This is a genomic window from Pseudomonas sp. Pc102 (genome assembly GCF_018408275.1).
GTDB lineage: Bacteria > Pseudomonadota > Gammaproteobacteria > Pseudomonadales > Pseudomonadaceae > Metapseudomonas > Metapseudomonas tohonis.
Map to the genome: position 1 here is coordinate 5,774,270 of NZ_AP021905.1, position 16,634 is coordinate 5,790,903.

The following is a 16,634-nucleotide window of genomic DNA, read 5'->3' on the forward strand; positions in this document are numbered from 1 at the left end:
CTCACCGCCTGCCCTACTTACCGCCTGGCGCAACCCAGCTTGCCACCGCGGTGATGTTGTCCCGCACGCCCCCCTCCTATCCTCGCCAGACCCGCCGTCAGGGCGGACCCGAGCCTAGAAAAACAACAAAGGAGCAGCACCATGGCGATCGACTACGTGACGATGTTGATTTACGTGCTGGTGATGGCGGGCCTCGGCTGGTGGGGCATGCGCAAGGCCAGGACCCGTGATGATTTTCTCCTGGCCGGGCGACGCCTCGGGCCAGTCCTCTACCTCGGCACGCTCTCGGCGGTGATGCTGGGCGGGGCTTCCACCATCGGCTCGGTGCGCCTGGGCTACCAGTACGGGATATCCGGTCTCTGGCTGGTCTTCATGCTGGGGCTGGGCATCATCGTACTCAGCCTGGTGTTCTCGCGGCAGATAGCCCAGTTGAGGGTCTTCACCGTCACCCAGATCCTCGAACAGCGTTACCAGGCCTCTTCGCGCCTGATCGGCGGCGTCGTCATGGTGGCCTACGACCTGATGGTGGCCGTAACCGCCACCATCGCCATCGGCTCGGTCACCGAGGTGGTATTCGATATCCCGCGCATTCCCGCCATCCTCTGCGGCGGCGGACTGGTGATCTTCTACTCCGTGATCGGCGGCATGTGGTCGCTGACGCTCACCGACATCATCCAGTTCGTGATCATGACGCTGGGCATCTTCTTCGTGCTGCTGCCCATCAGCGTGGGCAAGGCCGGTGGCCTGGCGGCGATGCAGGCCAACCTGCCGGCGGGCTTCTTCGAGCTGGGCAACATCGGCCTGGACACCATCGCCGCCTACTTCCTGCTCTACTTCTTCGGCGCGCTGATCGGCCAGGACATCTGGCAGCGCCTGTTCACCGCCCGCAGCGAGGGCGTGGTCCGCTACGCCGGCCTCGGCGCTGGCTTCTACTGCATGCTCTATGGCGGCGCCTGCGCGCTCATCGGTGCCGCCACCCGGCTGCTGCTGCCGGACCTGTCGGTGGCCGAGAACGCCTTCGCCGAGATCACCCGCAACGTACTCCCAGCCGGCCTGCGCGGCCTCGTGGTAGCTGCCGCCCTGGCCGCCATCATGTCCACCGCCAGCGCCTGCCTCCTGGCCGCAGCGACCGTACTCAAGGAAGACATCTACAGCCGTTTTCTCAGTCGTGACGGCGAAGACCACCTGGCCAGCAGCCGGTGGATAACCTTCACCCTCGGCGCGGCGATGCTGGCCATGGCCTGCCTGGTCAACGACGTCATCGCCGGCCTCTCCATCGCCTACAACCTGCTGGTGGGCGGCCTGCTCGTACCAATCATGGGCGCCCTGATGTGGCGCCGCGCGTCCGCCGAGGGCGCCATGGCCTGCATGGTCACCGGCAGCCTCACCGTCATCGCCTTCATGGTCCGTGACGGCATCCTGGCCAACACCCCCATCTACTTCGGCCTCCTCGTCAGCCTGCTGACCTTCGTGGTCACCAGCCTGCTGACCCAACCCGCTCCTGATCTGCGCACCGCGACCGATTGAAGACCATCCAGGGCGCCCATGAAGCGCCCACTACCCGCGAGATAGAACCCATGACCCATGACTTCCCACAGCCGCTAGATGCTGCGCTCATACCACGCTTCGCCGGCATCCCGAGCTTCATGCGCCTGCCGATCTTCAACGACCCAGCCGACCTGCAACTCGCCCTGGTGGGCGTCCCCTGGGACGGCGGCACCACCAACCGCGCCGGCGCCCGTCACGGCCCGCGCGAAGTGCGCAATATGTCCAGCCTGATGCGCAAGGTGCACCACGTCAGCCACATCGCACCCTATGACCTGGTGCGCATCGGTGACCTCGGCGATAGCCCCGTCAACCCCATCGACCTGCTCGATTCGCTCAAGCGCATCGAGGGCTTCTTCCGTGAAATCCACCAGGCGGGGACCGTGCCCCTGTCGGTAGGCGGAGACCACCTGGTAACCCTGCCCATATTCCGCGCCCTGGCCCGCCATCGCCCCATCGGCATGATCCACTTCGACGCGCACTCCGACACCAACGACCGCTACTTCGGTGACAACCCCTACACCCATGGCACCCCCTTCCGCCGCGCCGTGGAGGAGGGCCTGCTGGACCCCAAGCGCACCGTGCAGATCGGTATTCGCGGCTCCATCTACTCCGCCGAGGACGAAGCCTTCGCCGAGGAATGCGGCATACGCGTGATCCACATGGAGGAGTTCGCCGAACTCGGCGTCCACGCCACCCTGGCGGAGGCTCGCCGGGTCGTGGGTGACGGACCCACCTACATCAGCTTCGACGTCGACGTTCTCGACCCGGCATTCGCCCCCGGCACCGGAACCCCGGAAATCGGCGGCATGACCACCCTCCAGGCCCAACAGATGATCCGCGGCCTGCGCGGCCTGGACCTGGTCGGCGCGGACGTCGTGGAAGTCTCCCCACCGTTCGACCAGGGCGGAGCGACAGCCCTGGTGGGTGCCACCCTGATGTTCGAATTGATGTGCATCCTCGCCGACGCTATCGCCACCCGCTGACCCCAGCGCCACGAGTTGGTAGGCTCATGCCGGGACCGCGCCACAGACGGCCCCGGCAACCGGCCTGGAGGTGGGCATGCTGGGCAACCTTTCCGATATCGACCTGCGCATGTTGCGGGTCTTCTGCGCCATCGTCGACGCGGGAGGCTTCACCGCAGCCCAGGCCAGCCTCAACACCAGCCTGTCGCGCCTGAGCGTAGTGGTCCACGATCTGGAAGAGCGCCTCGGGTGCTCCCTCTGCCGGCGCGGCAACAGCGGCTTCCAGTTGACCGAAGAAGGCCAGGAACTGTTCGACCTGGCGCAACTGCTGTTCAGCGATATCGAACGCTTCCGCACCCAGGCCAACCGCCTTGGGGGGATGGCCAGGGAAAGCCTGCAGATCGGCACGGTGGACAGCCTCATCAGCTTCGAGCGCGCCCCCCTGCCGCTGGCCATAAGGCTGTTCCGCCAGCGCCTGCCCGAGGTACGCCTGAACCTGCACATGCTGCGCCCCGATGAACTGGAACGCGCGGTACTGGAAGAGCGCCTGCACCTGGCCATCGGCGCGTTCCATCACCAACTCTCAGGCCTCAACTACCAGCCACTGTTCGAGGAAGAGCAGAATCTCTACTGCTCCGCCGACCACCCCCTGTTCCACCGCGCCGAAGCGGACCTGAGCCTGGCGGACATTTGCGCGGCGGAGTACGTGGGCCGTGGCTACCTGACGGAAAACCAGCGGCCCCACGGCATGCACTTCACCCAAACGGTCAGCGCCTACGCAATGGAAGCGATCGCCACCCTGATTTTCTCCGGCACCTACCTGGGCTACCTGCCCACGCACTACGCCGCTCACTGGGTGGACCGAAACCAACTGCGTGCGTTATTGCCAGAGCGGCTGGCCTATCGCTCGGCCTTCCACTGCATCACCCGCCAGGGCCAGGTCCCCAAGGCGGCCCTGGCAGGCTTTCTCGATGCACTGGACGCGGCGCACCGCCAGTTGGCGAATAAAGCGTAGGTTGGGCGGGACTCGACGAAGCCCAACAGCAGGGCCGGCCGCTGCAACCGTTCTGCAATGTCCTGCCCCTCGGGAACGCCACCCGCCGCACGGAAAAATCCCACCTGCCCTTCTATGCTCCCTGGCGCCGCCAACCAGGGAACGCCCATGTCCAGCAAGACGGAAATCATCCAGCAGTTCATCGCCTCCGGCGAAGCCGACTTCGCCGAGGCCAACAGCTCCAACAGCTACTACTGCAGCCACCACCCCAGCATCACTCCGCTGGTGAAGAAGCCGCCGAAGGAGCTCGATGACGCCACCCTGCAGGCCTTCTACTACTACCTGCTGCTCAATGGCGGCACGCCGCCCGCCGCCAGCGAACATCACCTGCAGCTGCTCTTCCGCGCGGCCAAGGACGCCGCCGGGGTGCTGGCCGAGCACGGTTACCCGCGCTGCCGCCTCAATCGCTGGGAAATGGTCCTGCTGTTCGACGGCGAGATGAGCCTCGACGCCCATGCCCGCCGCCTCGCGCTGCTGGCCCAGGTCGGCCGCTTCGCCCACCAGCCCGGCATGCTGGCCAAGAAGCAGAAGCTCAAGGACGAGTTCGCCGGCGACGCCTGGCTGCACGGCGAGATCGCCCGCGTGCTGCGCACCGTGCCCTTCGCCCGCCTGACCTTCAACCGCGACAACTTCGACCTCAGCCTGCCCCTGGTCGGCATGCTCTTCATCTACCTGCTCGGCGCCGACGACGCCGACCAGGGCGAACTCTTCGCCTGGTTCAAACAGGCCACCGACGCCATCCACGACATCCCCAACTACAAGACCCGCGAGCAACTCGTGCGCAGCCTGGCCTGGGTGCTGTTCCGCTTCGCCGAGGCTGCCAAGGCCAAGGTGCTGGAACAGGCCCTGCTGGCCGAATACGGCGAAACCTGGTGCCGCGAATACACGTGATGGCGGAAAAACGACCAGCCGCCTGAACACCACGGGCGGCCTGCTCCGCAGCCACCCATTCAGAACTTATCCACAGCTTGCCCCACAGAAATTGTGGGCAGTGATACTCCGCTCCAACACTCGGGTCACCGTCGGAAGAAGGGCTCTGGTTTATGCTGGCGCACCTTTCAATCCTCCTGTGGTTATCTGACATGGAAGTTTCCCGCACCCGAATGCTGCTCTTGCGCGGCATTGCCTTCACCCTCGACATCGCCCTGATCGCCGGCCTGGTCGCGCTCCTCTATCTGCCTACCAGACAGGTACTCGCCGCGATATTGCCAGCGGCCCTGTACTTCCCGCTGTGCGAATGGCTGCTGCGCGGTTTCACCCCAGGGAAATGGATTTGCCGTATTCGGGTAATTGCCCCCAATGGCGAGCCGCCCCATCTCGTCCAGGTACTGATTCGCAGCGCTTTCCGTTTGGTGGAAACCAACCCCTTCCTGCTGGGCGGCATACCGGCCGCTGTCGTCTTCATCTGGTCCCGCCAGGCGCAGCGGATGGGCGATATGTGGGCCTTCACCTTCGTCATCCCGGTCAGCGACCTCGCGAGGATTCGCCAACGCATCGCCGAGATGGAAGACGCCGCACCGCCGCAACCGGAAAGCTGAGGCCCGACCATGAGCGAACCCCAGGGCTTCACCCCCGAGACCCGCGCCCAACTGGTAGCCCTCAAAGGCGTCGGCCCCACCGTGGTCGACCGCCTGGAACAGATCGGCTTCCGCACCCTGGAACAACTGGCCGGTTGCGAAGCCGCCGATCTCACCCGGCAGATTTCCCAGATGATGGGCTCCACCTGCTGGCACAACAGCCCGCAAGCGCGAGCGGCCATCCAGGCGATCATCGACTTCGCCCGGCAGCCTCCGCAGAGCGATTGACGAAAAACCGAGCGGCCGGGCGCAGCCACCACAGGGCCTGGCTCGCAGCAATCCGCCCAGAAGATATCCACAGGCTGGTCCACAGAAATTGTGGGCAGTACGCCGTGGCAGGCGGAGCCCTCAATGCTCCTGCAAAACCCGCAACGCAGCAGCCGCCAGAAAGCCAGAACGGCTCTTCTGCTCCGGGTGGGTGCGCACGTACTCGTCGATGCGATTGAGCAGGTAGCCGGGCAGCGTGATGTTGAGCTTCTCGGCCTTGCCCATGTAGCGGGTCACGTCGATATCCACCAGCGCCCAGGTGCACCCGGCATAGCGGGGATCCTCCGCATGGAAGGTCACCTTGCGCGCAACCGGGATCGGCGCGCCCTCCTCCGCCAACAACTCCAGATGCCCCTCGATGGCCTCTCGCGCCATGGCCATCGCCTCGTCCAGGTCATCCCCCGCCGAGAAGCAGCCGGGCAGGTCCGGCACCTCCACGCCCCAGGCGTGTGCGTTATCACCAGGAAGAATTGCGATCGGGTAAAGCATCGTGTGGCCTCCTTTGATCGAAGCAGGGAACAGACTCTGGATGCCCCGACAACCCGAATCGAGTCAGCCTTTGCGGCTTCACGAGCAAACTCGCCGAGGAAATTTCCCAAACACTCCGCAACCCCTTGTTAGCCCCGTAGCTGCTCCCTAAGTTCGCCCGGTCGCAGTCAATCTGCGGCCGGGTTTAGCGACCTGAAACCACATGCGTGTTTTGCCTACGGTGCTGACGGGAAACAACGGACGTTTCCCGTGGCACCTGAGCAGCGCGCAGTTTTTTAAACTGCACGCCCTCCATGGCAGACCGCGCGGGGAGACCCTACGGGTCTGCCGGCCGTGGCCCGGTTCGCTAACCCCGTTGCGGTCTGCCACCCTTTCGTTTAGCGACGTAGGTGGCAGCTCCTTTAACAGCCACGGGAGCTTCACGATGCATGACGCATACATCCCCACCACCTTCCTCCGCCATAACCGCCCCCTGCGCGGCGTGATGATCGACAACCAGCCCTGGTTCTCCACCTACGACTTCGCCCGCCTGCTCGGCCTGCATCATCCACAGGCCCTGCACCGCCGCCTCAAGCCCAACGAAACCCGCCGCATCCGCCTGTACCACCGCCGCAGCGGCGCCGAAGATACGATCGATGCGATGAGCGAAGCCGGCCTCTACAAGGCGCTGATCCGCTTCGGCCATCCCGAATGCCAGCAGCTCGATGAATGGCTGACCCGCGAGGTGATCCCCACCCTGCGCGACCGGCAGGACACCCACGCCCACACGCCCCGCCGCGTGATGATTGGCTGGCAGAACGAGCGGCTGCTGTTGCTGGAATGGCAGGGCGAGTTGTGGATGCAGTGGGAGAAGGTGCCGCGGTACCTGGAGAGCTGACCCAGGCTCAGGACTTTCTCGTAGGGTGCGCTGTGCGCACCGCCGAATGGCCGAGGTGGCAAGGCGTGCGCCCGCTCTCGCTGGAACATCGCCGGTGCGCGCAGCACACCCTACACGAGGCTTGCCGGTGCTCATGAGCGGTATCGAACGCCTGAATCGCCGCCAACAAAAAGGCCAGTCAAACGACTGGCCTTTTTGCTATCTCACCCGATCACTCAGGCGTTGTTGCTCGGGAACGCGAACTGCGCGGCCTCATGGCTGGCGCGTTGCGGCCAGCGCTGGGTGATGGCCTTGCGGCGGGTGTAGAAGCGCACGCCGTCCGGGCCATAGGCGTGCAGGTCGCCGAACAGGGAGCGCTTCCAGCCGCCGAAGCTGTGGTAGCTGACCGGCACCGGCAGCGGCACGTTGACGCCGACCATGCCCACTTCGATCTCGTCGCAGAACAGGCGGGCGGACTCGCCGTCGCGGGTGAAGATGCAGGTGCCGTTGCCGTATTCGTGGTCGTTGATCAACTGCATGGCGTCTTCCAGGCTGCCGACGCGGACGATGCACAGCACCGGGCCGAAGATCTCTTCCTGATAGATGCGCATGTCGGCGGTGACGTTGTCGAACAGGGTGCCGCCGACGAAGTAGCCGTCTTCATGGCCGGCAACGCGGTAGCCGCGGCCGTCCACCACCAGCTTGGCGCCGGCAGCGACGCCGTCGTCGATGTAGCCGACCACCTTGTCGCGGGCGGCGGCGGTGACCAGCGGGCCCATGTCGAGGCCGCAGCTGGTGCCGGCGCCGATCTTCAGGCCCTGGATCTGCGGGACGATCTTCTGCACCAGCGCATCGGCGATCTGGTCGCCCACGCACACGGCCACGGAGATGGCCATGCAGCGCTCGCCGCAGGAGCCGTAGGCAGCGCCCATCAGCGCACTGACGGCGTTGTCGAGGTCGGCATCGGGCATCAGCACGGCGTGGTTCTTGGCGCCGCCCAGGGCCTGGACGCGTTTGCCGCGCTTGGTGCCTTCGGCATAGATGTATTCGGCGATCGGGGTCGAGCCGACGAAGCTGATGGCCTTCACTTCGGGCGCTTCGATCAGGGCGTCCACCGCTTCCTTGTCGCCGTGCACCACGTTGAGCACGCCCTTGGGCAGGCCGGCGTCGTGCAGCAGCTGGGCGATCAGCAGGGTGGAGCTGGGGTCGCGCTCGGAGGGCTTGAGGATGAAGCAGTTGCCGCAGGCGATGGCCAGCGGGTACATCCACAGCGGCACCATGGCGGGGAAGTTGAACGGGGTGATGCCGGCGACCACGCCCAGGGGCTGGAAGTCGCTCCAGGCGTCGATGTTGGGGCCGACGTTGCGGGTGTATTCGCCCTTGAGGATCTCCGGGGCGGCACAGGCGTATTCGACGTTCTCGATGCCGCGCTTGAGTTCACCGGCGGCGTCTTCGAGGGTCTTGCCGTGCTCTTCGCTGATCAGGCGGGAGATTTCCGCCTCGTTCTGCTCCAGCAGTTGCTTGAAGCGGAACATCACCTGGGCACGCTTGGCCGGCGGGGTGTTGCGCCAGGCCGGGAAGGCGGCCTTGGCCGAGTCGATGGCCTGTTGCACCGTGGCGCGGCTGGCCAGGGCGACCTTGCGGGTGGATTCGCCGGTGGACGGGTTGAACACGTCGGCGGTGCGGCCTTCGCCGGTAACGAGCTCACCGTGGATCAGGTGCTGGATGGTGCTCATGGTCATCTCTCTTGTAGGGCTTTGTCGGGGTGGTCCTGGGGCGCGGGCACCGGGCTCGCGCCGGGCCTCTCCTCACGGGGAGAGGGTGGACGTCACTTGATTTCGGTTTCGATGAAGACGATCTCGTGGTCGCTGGCGTTGATCACGTTGTGCTCGACGCCGGCCTTGCGGAAGTAGCTCCGGCCGGCCACCAGGGGGGCATGCCTGTCGCCCTCCGGGGTTTCCAGCAGCAGGGTGCCATCGGTCATCGGCACCACCACGTAGTCATGGCCGTGCAGGTGGCGACCGGTCTCGGCACCGGGGGCGAAGCGCCACTCGGTGACGATGACCTCGTCGGTGTCCACCTGCACGGTGGGCACAGCCTGGGGCCGTGCGCTCATCAGTTGACGCCTTGCAGGGCCTGGCCGACGGCGTCGAACACGCGGTCGAGCTCTTCCGGCTTGGCGTTGAAGGTGGGCCCGAACTGCAGGGTGTCGCCGCCGAAGCGGACGTAGAAGCCGGCCTTCCACAGGGCCATGCCGGCCTCGAACGGACGGACGATGGCGTCGCCGTCACGCGGGGCGATCTGCAGGGCACCGGCCAGGCCGCAGTTGCGGATGTCGACCACGTGCTTGGCCCCCTTCAGGCCGTGCAGGGCCTTCTCGAAGTGCGGAGCCAGCTCGGCTGACTGCTGGATGAGGTTCTCCTTCTCCAGCACCTCCAGGGCGGCCAGGCCGGCGGCGCAGGCGACCGGGTGGGCGGAGTAGGTGTAGCCGTGGGTGAACTCCACCGCGTATTCCGGGGTGGCCTGGTTCATGAAGGTCTCGTAGATCTCGCGGCTGGCGATCACCGCGCCCAGCGGGATGGCACCGTTGGTGATCTGCTTGGCGACGTTCATCAGGTCCGGGGTCACACCGAAGTACTCGGCGCCGGTCCACTTGCCCATGCGGCCGAAGCCGGTGATCACTTCGTCGAAGATCAGCAGGATGTTGTGCTGGTCGCAGATCTCGCGCAGGCGCGGCAGGTAGCCCACCGGCGGGACGATGGCCCCGGCGGAACCGGACATCGGTTCGACGATCACGGCGGCGATGTTGGAGGCGTCGTGCAGCTCGATCAGCTTGAGCAGTTCGTTGGCCAGCTCCACGCCACCGGTGGCGGCCATGCCCTTGGTGAAGGCCATGCCCGGCTGCAGGGTGTGGGGCAGGTGGTCGACGTCCATCAGCTGGCCGAACATCTTGCGGTTGCCGCCGATGCCGCCCAGGGCGGTGCCGGCGACGTTCACGCCGTGATAGCCACGGGCACGGCCGATCAGCTTGGTCTTCTGCGGCTGGCCTTTCAGGCGCCAGTAGGCACGGGCCATCTTGATGGCGGTGTCGGCGCACTCGGAGCCGGAGCCGGTGAAGAACACGTGGTTCAGCTCGCCGGGGGTCAGGCTGGCGATCTTCTCGGCCAGCTTGAAGGACAGCGGGTGGCCGAACTGGAAACCGGGGGAGTAGTCGAGGGTGCCGAGCTGCTTGGCCACGGCCTCCTGGATTTCCTTGCGCGAGTGGCCGGCGCCGCAGGTCCACAGGCCCGACAGGCTGTCGTAGATGCGACGGCCCTGGTCGTCGATCAGCCAGCTGCCTTCGGCGGCCACGATCAGGCGCGGGTCACGCTGGAAGTTGCGGTTGGCGGAGAAGGGCATCCAGTGGGCGTCCAGCTTCAGCTGGCTGGCCAGGGAGGGGGTGGCGGTCTGCGGCATGTTCATTCTTGTCTGCCTCGCGATGGGGCGTGGGTTGTGGGGGAGAACCCAGTGGTTCTTGCAGTCGACATTGCCACGGGCATAAAGTCATGAAAATTCAACTTTTCATATCTTCAGATCACGGAACACTAAACTGATGAGCACCCGTCGCCCGGAAGCGCTGGCCCAGGTCAGCGACTTCGATATCCGCCTGCTGCGCATCTTCCGCAGCGTCGTCGAGTGCGGCGGCTTCTCTGCCGCCGAAAGCGTGCTGGGCATCGGCCGCTCGGCCATCAGCCAGCAGATGAGCGACCTGGAGCAGCGCCTCGGCCTGCGCCTGTGCCAGCGTGGCCGCGCCGGCTTCGCCCTGACCGAGGAAGGCCGCGAGGTGTACCAGTCGTCGCTGCAGCTGCTCAGCGCCCTGGAGAGCTTCCGCACCGAGGTCAACGGCCTGCACCAGCACCTGCGCGGCGAGCTGAACATCGGCCTCACCGACAACCTCGTCACCCTGCCCCACATGCGCATCACCCATGCCCTGGCGCGCCTGAAGGAGCGCGGGCCGGACGTGGTGATCAACATCCGCATGACCCCGCCCAGCGAGGTGGAGCAAGGCGTGCTCGACGGCCGTGTGCACGTCGGCGTGGTGCCGCAGACCGTGGCGCTCTCGGGGCTGGAATACCAGCCGCTGTACGACGAGCGCTCGCTGCTCTACTGCGCCGTGGGCCACCCGCTGTTCTACGCCGACGACGCCCAGATCAGCGACGCGCGCCTTAACGAGCAGGAGGCCATCGCCCCCACCTTCCGCCTGCCCGCCGACATCCAGGCCCACTACCAGGCGCTGCATTGCACCGCCAGCGCCTCCGACCGCGAAGGCATGGCCTTCCTCATCCTCACCGGGCGCTACATCGGCTACCTGCCGGACCACTACGCCACCTTCTGGGTGCAGCAGGGCCGCCTGCGCGCCCTCAAGCCGAACAAGCGCTTCTACGACCTCAGCCTCGCCACCGTCACCCGCAAGGGCCGCCGCCCGCACCTGGTGCTGGAGAGCTTCCTGGAGGCGCTGGCAGCGACGGGTTGAGAGGCAAGCCACGCTCTCGACCGAGCTCCGCAACGCGCCCAGCGATGCAGTGAGCCGTAGGGTGGACATCGCTCTTTATGTCCACCAAGCGGAGCCGCACGCCCGAGTGCACATGCCGCCCCGCTCGGTGGACCGATAAGCGTGGTCCACCCGAAGTCATGCGCCCCGGCCACGGAGCGGTGACCATCACCGCACGCCCAGCAATGAAGCGCCGTACCCCGATCTGGTGCAGGAGAAACCATTCGGTCACGCCTCATGCGGCACGGGTACAGGGCCCGTAGCGCCCGCCCGCCATGGGCTTTGCGGGGCGGCGAGCGAAAAAACCTGCGCACCTGGTCAATTTTTTGCAATGAGCCGGCATCTGCCCCGGCGAGCCGCTCCGGTTCGTCGCTCCCACCTGCCGAGGCCAGCATGCACGCTGAAGAATCAAGCCACTCCGAACTCATCTACGGCCTGGACGACAAGCCGAAACCGCTGCTGGCGTTCTGCGCCGCGTTGCAGCACGTGCTGGCCAGCTTCGTCGGCATCATCACGCCGCCGCTGGTGATCGGTGCGGCGCTGGGCCTGGGCGAGCACCTGCCCTACCTGATCAGCATGGCGCTGATGGTTTCCGGCGTCGGCACCTTCCTCCAGGCACGGCGCCCGCTGGGCATCGGCGCGGGGATGATCTGCCTGCAGGGCACCAGCTTCGCCTTCCTCGGTGCGGTGCTGTCGGCGGGCTTCCTGGTGAAGAGCCGCGGCGGCAGCCCGGAAGACATCCTGGCGATGATCTTCGGCGTGTGCTTCTTCGGCGCGTTCGTGCAGGTCGTGCTGAGCCGCTTCATCGGCCACCTGCGCCGGGTGATCACCCCGCTGGTGACCGGCATCGTCATCACCCTGATCGGCGTCAGCCTGATCAAGGTCGGCATCACCGACATCGGCGGCGGCTTCAAGGCCCCGGACTTCGGCGCGCCGGGCAACCTCGCACTGGGCGGGCTGGTGCTGGCGACCATCATCCTGCTCAACCGCTCGCGCAATCCCTGGGTGCGCCTGTCGTCGATCCTCATCGGCCTGGCGGTGGGCAGCGTCGTGGCCTTCTTCAGCGGCAAGCTGGTGCCCCAGGCGCTGCCCGACCTGCCGCTGGTGAGCGTGCCGGTGCCCTTCAAGTACGGTTTCGCCTTCGACTGGACGGCCTTCGTCCCCGTGGCGCTGATCTACCTCATCAGCACCATCGAGACCGTGGGCGACCTGACCGCCAACTGCATGATCGCGCGCAAGCCGTTCAAGGGGCCGGAGTACGAGGCGCGACTCAAGGGCGGTGTGCTCGGCGATGGCGTCAGCTGCCTGCTGGCGGCCACCTTCAGCGCCTTCCCCAACACCACCTTCGCGCAGAACAACGGGGTGATCCAGCTGACCGGCGTCGCCAGCCGCCATGTCGGCCTGTACATCGGTGCCGTGCTGTTCATCCTCGGCCTGTTCCCGCTGATCGGCGCCGTGCTGCAGCAGATTCCCAAGCCGGTGCTCGGCGGCGCCACCCTGGTGATGTTCGGCAGCGTCGCGGCGGCGGGCATCCGCATCCTCGCCCAGGCGCAACTGGACCGCCGCAGCCTGCTGGTGATCGCCGGCTCCTTCGGCGTCGGCCTGGGAGTCGCCGCGCAACCGACCCTGCTGCACCAGCTGCCGCCGATCGTGCAGAACCTGTTCGACTCGGCCATCACCTGCGGCGGCATCACCGCCATCCTGCTCAGCCTGGTGCTGCCGGAAGAGAAGCCCGCCGCCCGGACGGACGGTGCCGCCGAGCGCGCCTGAAGGCCGCCGCGCCGGGCCCCGGACGGGGTCTGGCGCGGTGCGCAACGGGGAAAAACCGACCCATCATGGTGCAGGCCCGACAAAACCTGTGGATAACCTGACCGCCGCAACAGTTTTGTCTTGTCGGCGGCCCCACGCTTGGGTTATCAGTGCATTCGCCCGCTTCCTGATACCTCTGGATGACCTATGACTGTCCTGGTCCCCGCCCACAGCCCCAGCTCCACCGGCAAGCCCGCCGGCCGCATCCGCCAGAAGAACGAAGAGACCATCCTCGCCGCCGCCGAGGAGGAATTCGCCAAGCACGGTTTCAAAGGCACCAGCATGAACACCATCGCGCTGCGTGCCGGCCTGCCCAAGGCCAACCTGCACTACTACTTCAGCAACAAGCTGGGTCTCTACGTGGCGGTGCTGAGCAACATCCTCGAACTCTGGGACAGCACCTTCAACACCCTGACGGTCGATGACGACCCGGCCGAGGCGCTGGCCCGCTACATCCGCGCCAAGCTGGAGTTCTCGCGACGCTTCCCGCTGGCCTCGAAGATCTTCGCCATGGAGGTGATCAGCGGCGGCGCCTGCCTGGAGAAGCATTTCGATCAGGACTACCGCGACTGGTTCAGGGGCCGCGCCGCCGTGTTCGAAGCCTGGATCGCCGCCGGCAAGATGGACGCCGTCGACCCCACGCACCTGATCTTCCTGCTCTGGGGCAGCACCCAGCACTACGCCGACTTCGGCTCGCAGATCTGCCGCGTCAGCGGACGCAAGCGCCTGACCAAGGACGACTTCGAAATCGCCGCGCAGAGCCTCACCCACATCATCCTCAAGGGCTGCGGCCTGACCCCGCCGACACCCGCCAGCTGATGCCCTTCACCCTTGCCGCGCCCTGCGAATACCGCGAGGAAATCCGCAAGAGCCGCTTCATCGCCCTCGCCGCGCCGGTCACCAGTGCGGCCGAGGCCCAGGCCTTCATCACCGCCGCCAGCGACCTCGCCGCCTCGCACAACTGCTGGGCCTGGAAGGTGGGCAACCAGTACCGCTTCAGCGACGACGGCGAACCCGGCGGCACCGCCGGGCGCCCCATGCTGGCGGCCATCGAAGGCCAGGACATGGACCAGGTTGCAGTGCTGGTGATCCGCTGGTACGGCGGCATCCAGCTCGGCACCGGCGGCCTCGCCCGTGCCTACGGCGGCAGTGCCGCCAGGTGCCTGCAAGGGGGCGAACGCCTGCCGCTGCTGCGCCTGTCGCGCTTCCGCTGCCACCTGGCCTTCGCCGAACTGGCGCTGTTCAAGGCGCGCCTGGCCGACCTCCAGGCCCAGCTCGAAAGCGAGGACTACGACGCCGAAGGCGCCTGGCTGCAGCTGGCCCTGCCGGCCGCCCAGCGCGAACCGCTGCAGCGCCTGCTCGGCGACATCAGCCGCGGCCGCAGCCAACTCGCCGCCATCGAGGACCAGGCGCCATGACCGGCAAGCTGCGCATCCACTCGCCCGCGATCCACTATTTCGACATGGTGCGCCGCTGCAATTCCATCCGCGAGGCCGCGCGCCGGCTCAACGTCGCCTCCTCGGCGGTGAACCGGCAGATCCTCAAGCTGGAGGACGAGATCGGCGCGCCCTTGTTCGACCGCCTGCCCGCCGGCCTGCGCCTGACGCCGGCCGGGGAGATCCTCACCCGCCACATCACCGTGGTGCTGCAGGACGTCGAGCGCGTGCGCTCGGAACTGGACGCCATGCAGGGCCTGCGCACCGGCCACGTGGAGATCGCCACCGTCGAAGGCGTGACCATCGACCTGCTGCCCCGGGTGCTAAAGGCCATGCACGAGCGCTACCCACGGGTCACCATCGGCGTCACCGCGATGGGCTCGCAGGCCATCCCCGAGGCGGTGCTGAGCGGCGCCGCCGACCTCGGCCTGGCCTTCTTCCTGCCCCGCAGCGCCGAGTTGCAGCAGCTCAGCGTCGGCCACTTCCGCCTCGGCGCCATCGTCCCGCGCGGGCATCCGCTGGCCTCGCTGCACGAGGTGAGCTTCGCCGCCTGCGTCGAGCACGGCCTGATCCTGGCCAAGCGCGAGCTGTCCATCCACCACCTGCTCGGCCCGCTGCAAAAGCGCATGAGCCTGGCCGACAGGCCCGTGCTGGAAAGCAGCTCGGTGGAGCTGGCCCGACAACTGGTCAAGCGCGGCATGGGCGTGGCCTTCCAGACCCGCATCGGTATCGAGGCCGACCTCGAGGCAGGCGACCTGGTGCACCTGCCGCTGACCGACAACGGCGGCATCTTCAACGACCTTGGCCTCTATGTGCGTGGCGGCCGTTACCTGCCCGTCGCGGTGGATGCGCTGGCTCGACAATTGACCGAGGAAATCACCTTGCGTGAGCGCGAAGAGCGGCCACAGCCCCGGAGCACCTCGGGCAACCGCCCGTAGGACAGGTCCCGCCCGTTTTTTCATGCCCCCGGCCCGCCACGGCCTCCCGCAGGCTGCACGGCTGCAGCCCGCGCGCTAGAGCCATCTGCGCTCGCGCTTTGTACACAATCCCGCTAAAGCCCTGAAAATACTGACTTTCAAGTCAATTCGGTGATGCCGTATCGGCATCGGGATGCTCTACATTCTGTTCTTTGGTGATCAATCCGGATGTGCTGATACTTGCGCCCTCGATGCCCGAGCCACGGCATCGAGATCCCAGGAACAGGAGCCATAACAATGAAAAAAGCACTGCAGGGAGCCACGGTCGCTCTCGCCCTATTCACGGTCGGGGAAGCCTCCGCGCTGGAGTGGATGAACAACAGCATCGGGTTCCGCTACGGACAGCAGTTCACCAACCCGAACAACCCGAACAAGTTCGCCAAGCGCATCTACAGCTTCACCCACGCCAGCGGCTACCAGTACGGCAGCAACTTCTTCAACCTGGATGTCTTCCTCTCCGACAACCGCGACCCGCGCAAGGGCACCGACCATGGCGGCAGCGAGGTCTACGCGGTGTACCGCCACCAGCTGTTCGCCTCGCGGGTGTTCGACCAGAAGCAGGGCGACGGCCTGATCAAGGACTACGCCTTCACCGCCGGCTTCGACGTCAACCGCAACAACAACCGCGCCTCGTCCAACAAGCGCGCCATCGTGTTCGGCCCCACCCTCAAGTTCAACACCGTCGGCGTGCTCGACCTGAGCCTGCTCTACTACCGCGAGCGCAACCAGACCGGCATCCCCGGCGCGCGCCACGAGGAGATGACCTTCGACGGCACCTACAACCTCAACCTCACCTGGCTGCGCCCCTTCCAGGTCGGCGACCACGCCGCCAAGTTCCAGGGCTACATCAACCACGTGGGCGAGAAGGGCGAGGACTACAACGACAGGGACACCGCCGCCGAAACCCTGATGCGCACCTCGCTGATGGTCGCCGCGCGCCCGGGCAAGAACATCAAGCCCAACCTCTGGTTCGGCGTCGGCTACGAGTACTGGCACAACAAGTTCGGCGTCGACGGCGGCCGTGGCAGCCGCACCTCCACCCCGACCCTGAACATGGAGTTCAGTTTCTAAGCGCTCTCCGGGCCGCAAGCAGCACCTCGTAGGATGGGTCGGGCGGCGTTCCGCGAG

17 protein-coding genes are annotated in these 16,634 nt (G+C 66.4%); 13 read left to right on the plus strand and 4 right to left on the minus strand.

What is annotated here, in order from left to right; genetic code table 11:
- Nucleotides 1-141 precede the first annotated feature (141 nt).
- The 6 genes from PHLH3_RS26390 (at nucleotide 142) to PHLH3_RS26415 (ending at nucleotide 5,369) form a co-directional block, all read left to right on the plus strand.
- The gene (locus PHLH3_RS26390; RefSeq protein ID WP_213626373.1) at nucleotides 142-1,527 is read left to right on the plus strand and encodes a sodium:solute symporter; all 1,386 of its coding nucleotides are present in this window, start codon (nucleotides 142-144) and stop codon (nucleotides 1,525-1,527) included.
- 50 nt (nucleotides 1,528-1,577) lie between these two features.
- Nucleotides 1,578-2,531 carry an agmatinase gene (speB, locus tag PHLH3_RS26395; RefSeq protein ID WP_213626374.1) on the plus strand — a complete coding sequence of 318 codons (954 nt, stop codon included), beginning with the start codon at nucleotides 1,578-1,580 and terminating at the stop codon, nucleotides 2,529-2,531.
- 76 nt (nucleotides 2,532-2,607) lie between these two features.
- Nucleotides 2,608-3,525: a LysR family transcriptional regulator gene (locus PHLH3_RS26400; RefSeq protein ID WP_213626375.1), complete on the plus strand. Its 918-nt coding sequence runs from the start codon at nucleotides 2,608-2,610 to the stop codon at nucleotides 3,523-3,525.
- A 147-nt stretch (nucleotides 3,526-3,672) separates the two neighbouring features.
- The gene (locus tag PHLH3_RS26405) at nucleotides 3,673-4,455 is read left to right on the plus strand and encodes a hypothetical protein (RefSeq protein ID WP_213626376.1); all 783 of its coding nucleotides are present in this window, start codon (nucleotides 3,673-3,675) and stop codon (nucleotides 4,453-4,455) included.
- A 191-nt stretch (nucleotides 4,456-4,646) separates the two neighbouring features.
- Nucleotides 4,647-5,102: an RDD family protein gene (locus PHLH3_RS26410; protein WP_213626377.1), complete on the plus strand. Its 456-nt coding sequence runs from the start codon at nucleotides 4,647-4,649 to the stop codon at nucleotides 5,100-5,102.
- Between the two features lie 9 nt (nucleotides 5,103-5,111).
- On the plus strand, nucleotides 5,112-5,369 hold the full coding sequence (locus tag PHLH3_RS26415) for a DUF4332 domain-containing protein (RefSeq protein ID WP_213626378.1): 258 nt from the start codon (nucleotides 5,112-5,114) through the stop codon (nucleotides 5,367-5,369).
- 120 nt (nucleotides 5,370-5,489) lie between these two features.
- Here PHLH3_RS26415 and PHLH3_RS26420 read toward each other — a convergent pair whose 3' ends face one another.
- Nucleotides 5,490-5,897 (minus strand): type II toxin-antitoxin system HicB family antitoxin, encoded by a 408-nt coding sequence (locus PHLH3_RS26420; protein WP_213626379.1) that lies wholly within the window; start codon nucleotides 5,895-5,897, stop codon nucleotides 5,490-5,492.
- Nucleotides 5,898-6,321: 424 nt separating this feature from the next.
- Here PHLH3_RS26420 and PHLH3_RS26425 point away from each other — a divergent pair, with 424 nt between their 5' ends.
- Complete coding sequence (locus tag PHLH3_RS26425) at nucleotides 6,322-6,774, plus strand: Bro-N domain-containing protein (protein WP_213626380.1); 453 nt, start codon at nucleotides 6,322-6,324, stop codon at nucleotides 6,772-6,774.
- 215 nt (nucleotides 6,775-6,989) lie between these two features.
- Here the strand turns inward: PHLH3_RS26425 and PHLH3_RS26430 are convergent, their stop codons facing one another.
- From PHLH3_RS26430 to PHLH3_RS26440, 3 genes are all read right to left on the minus strand, one after another.
- A complete protein-coding gene (locus PHLH3_RS26430) occupies nucleotides 6,990-8,489 on the minus strand; it encodes a CoA-acylating methylmalonate-semialdehyde dehydrogenase (RefSeq protein WP_173171648.1) in 1,500 nt (499 codons plus the stop codon).
- Nucleotides 8,490-8,581: 92 nt separating this feature from the next.
- A complete protein-coding gene (locus PHLH3_RS26435; RefSeq protein WP_111261989.1) occupies nucleotides 8,582-8,869 on the minus strand; it encodes a cupin domain-containing protein in 288 nt (95 codons plus the stop codon).
- Nucleotides 8,869-10,215: an aspartate aminotransferase family protein gene (locus PHLH3_RS26440; RefSeq protein ID WP_213626381.1), complete on the minus strand. Its 1,347-nt coding sequence runs from the start codon at nucleotides 10,213-10,215 to the stop codon at nucleotides 8,869-8,871. The genes PHLH3_RS26435 and PHLH3_RS26440 overlap by 1 nt, the downstream gene beginning before the upstream one ends.
- A 130-nt stretch (nucleotides 10,216-10,345) precedes the next feature.
- Here PHLH3_RS26440 and PHLH3_RS26445 point away from each other — a divergent pair, with 130 nt between their 5' ends.
- From PHLH3_RS26445 to PHLH3_RS26470, 6 genes are all read left to right on the plus strand, one after another.
- On the plus strand, nucleotides 10,346-11,266 hold the full coding sequence (locus PHLH3_RS26445; RefSeq protein WP_173171644.1) for a LysR family transcriptional regulator: 921 nt from the start codon (nucleotides 10,346-10,348) through the stop codon (nucleotides 11,264-11,266).
- A gap of 411 nt (nucleotides 11,267-11,677) precedes the next feature.
- Nucleotides 11,678-13,054 carry a nucleobase:cation symporter-2 family protein gene (locus PHLH3_RS26450; protein WP_213626382.1) on the plus strand — a complete coding sequence of 459 codons (1,377 nt, stop codon included), beginning with the start codon at nucleotides 11,678-11,680 and terminating at the stop codon, nucleotides 13,052-13,054.
- A gap of 186 nt (nucleotides 13,055-13,240) precedes the next feature.
- Nucleotides 13,241-13,912, plus strand: a complete 672-nt coding sequence (locus PHLH3_RS26455; protein ID WP_111261993.1) for a TetR/AcrR family transcriptional regulator — start codon at nucleotides 13,241-13,243, stop codon at nucleotides 13,910-13,912.
- Nucleotides 13,912-14,511, plus strand: a complete 600-nt coding sequence (locus PHLH3_RS26460; RefSeq protein WP_213626383.1) for a YigZ family protein — start codon at nucleotides 13,912-13,914, stop codon at nucleotides 14,509-14,511. Before PHLH3_RS26455 ends, PHLH3_RS26460 begins: the two co-directional genes overlap by 1 nt.
- Nucleotides 14,508-15,467: a LysR family transcriptional regulator gene (locus PHLH3_RS26465; protein WP_111261995.1), complete on the plus strand. Its 960-nt coding sequence runs from the start codon at nucleotides 14,508-14,510 to the stop codon at nucleotides 15,465-15,467. The genes PHLH3_RS26460 and PHLH3_RS26465 overlap by 4 nt, the downstream gene beginning before the upstream one ends.
- Nucleotides 15,468-15,743: 276 nt before the next feature.
- Complete coding sequence (locus PHLH3_RS26470) at nucleotides 15,744-16,577, plus strand: nucleoside-binding protein (RefSeq protein ID WP_213626384.1); 834 nt, start codon at nucleotides 15,744-15,746, stop codon at nucleotides 16,575-16,577.
- The last annotated feature ends 57 nt before the right edge of the window (nucleotides 16,578-16,634 follow it).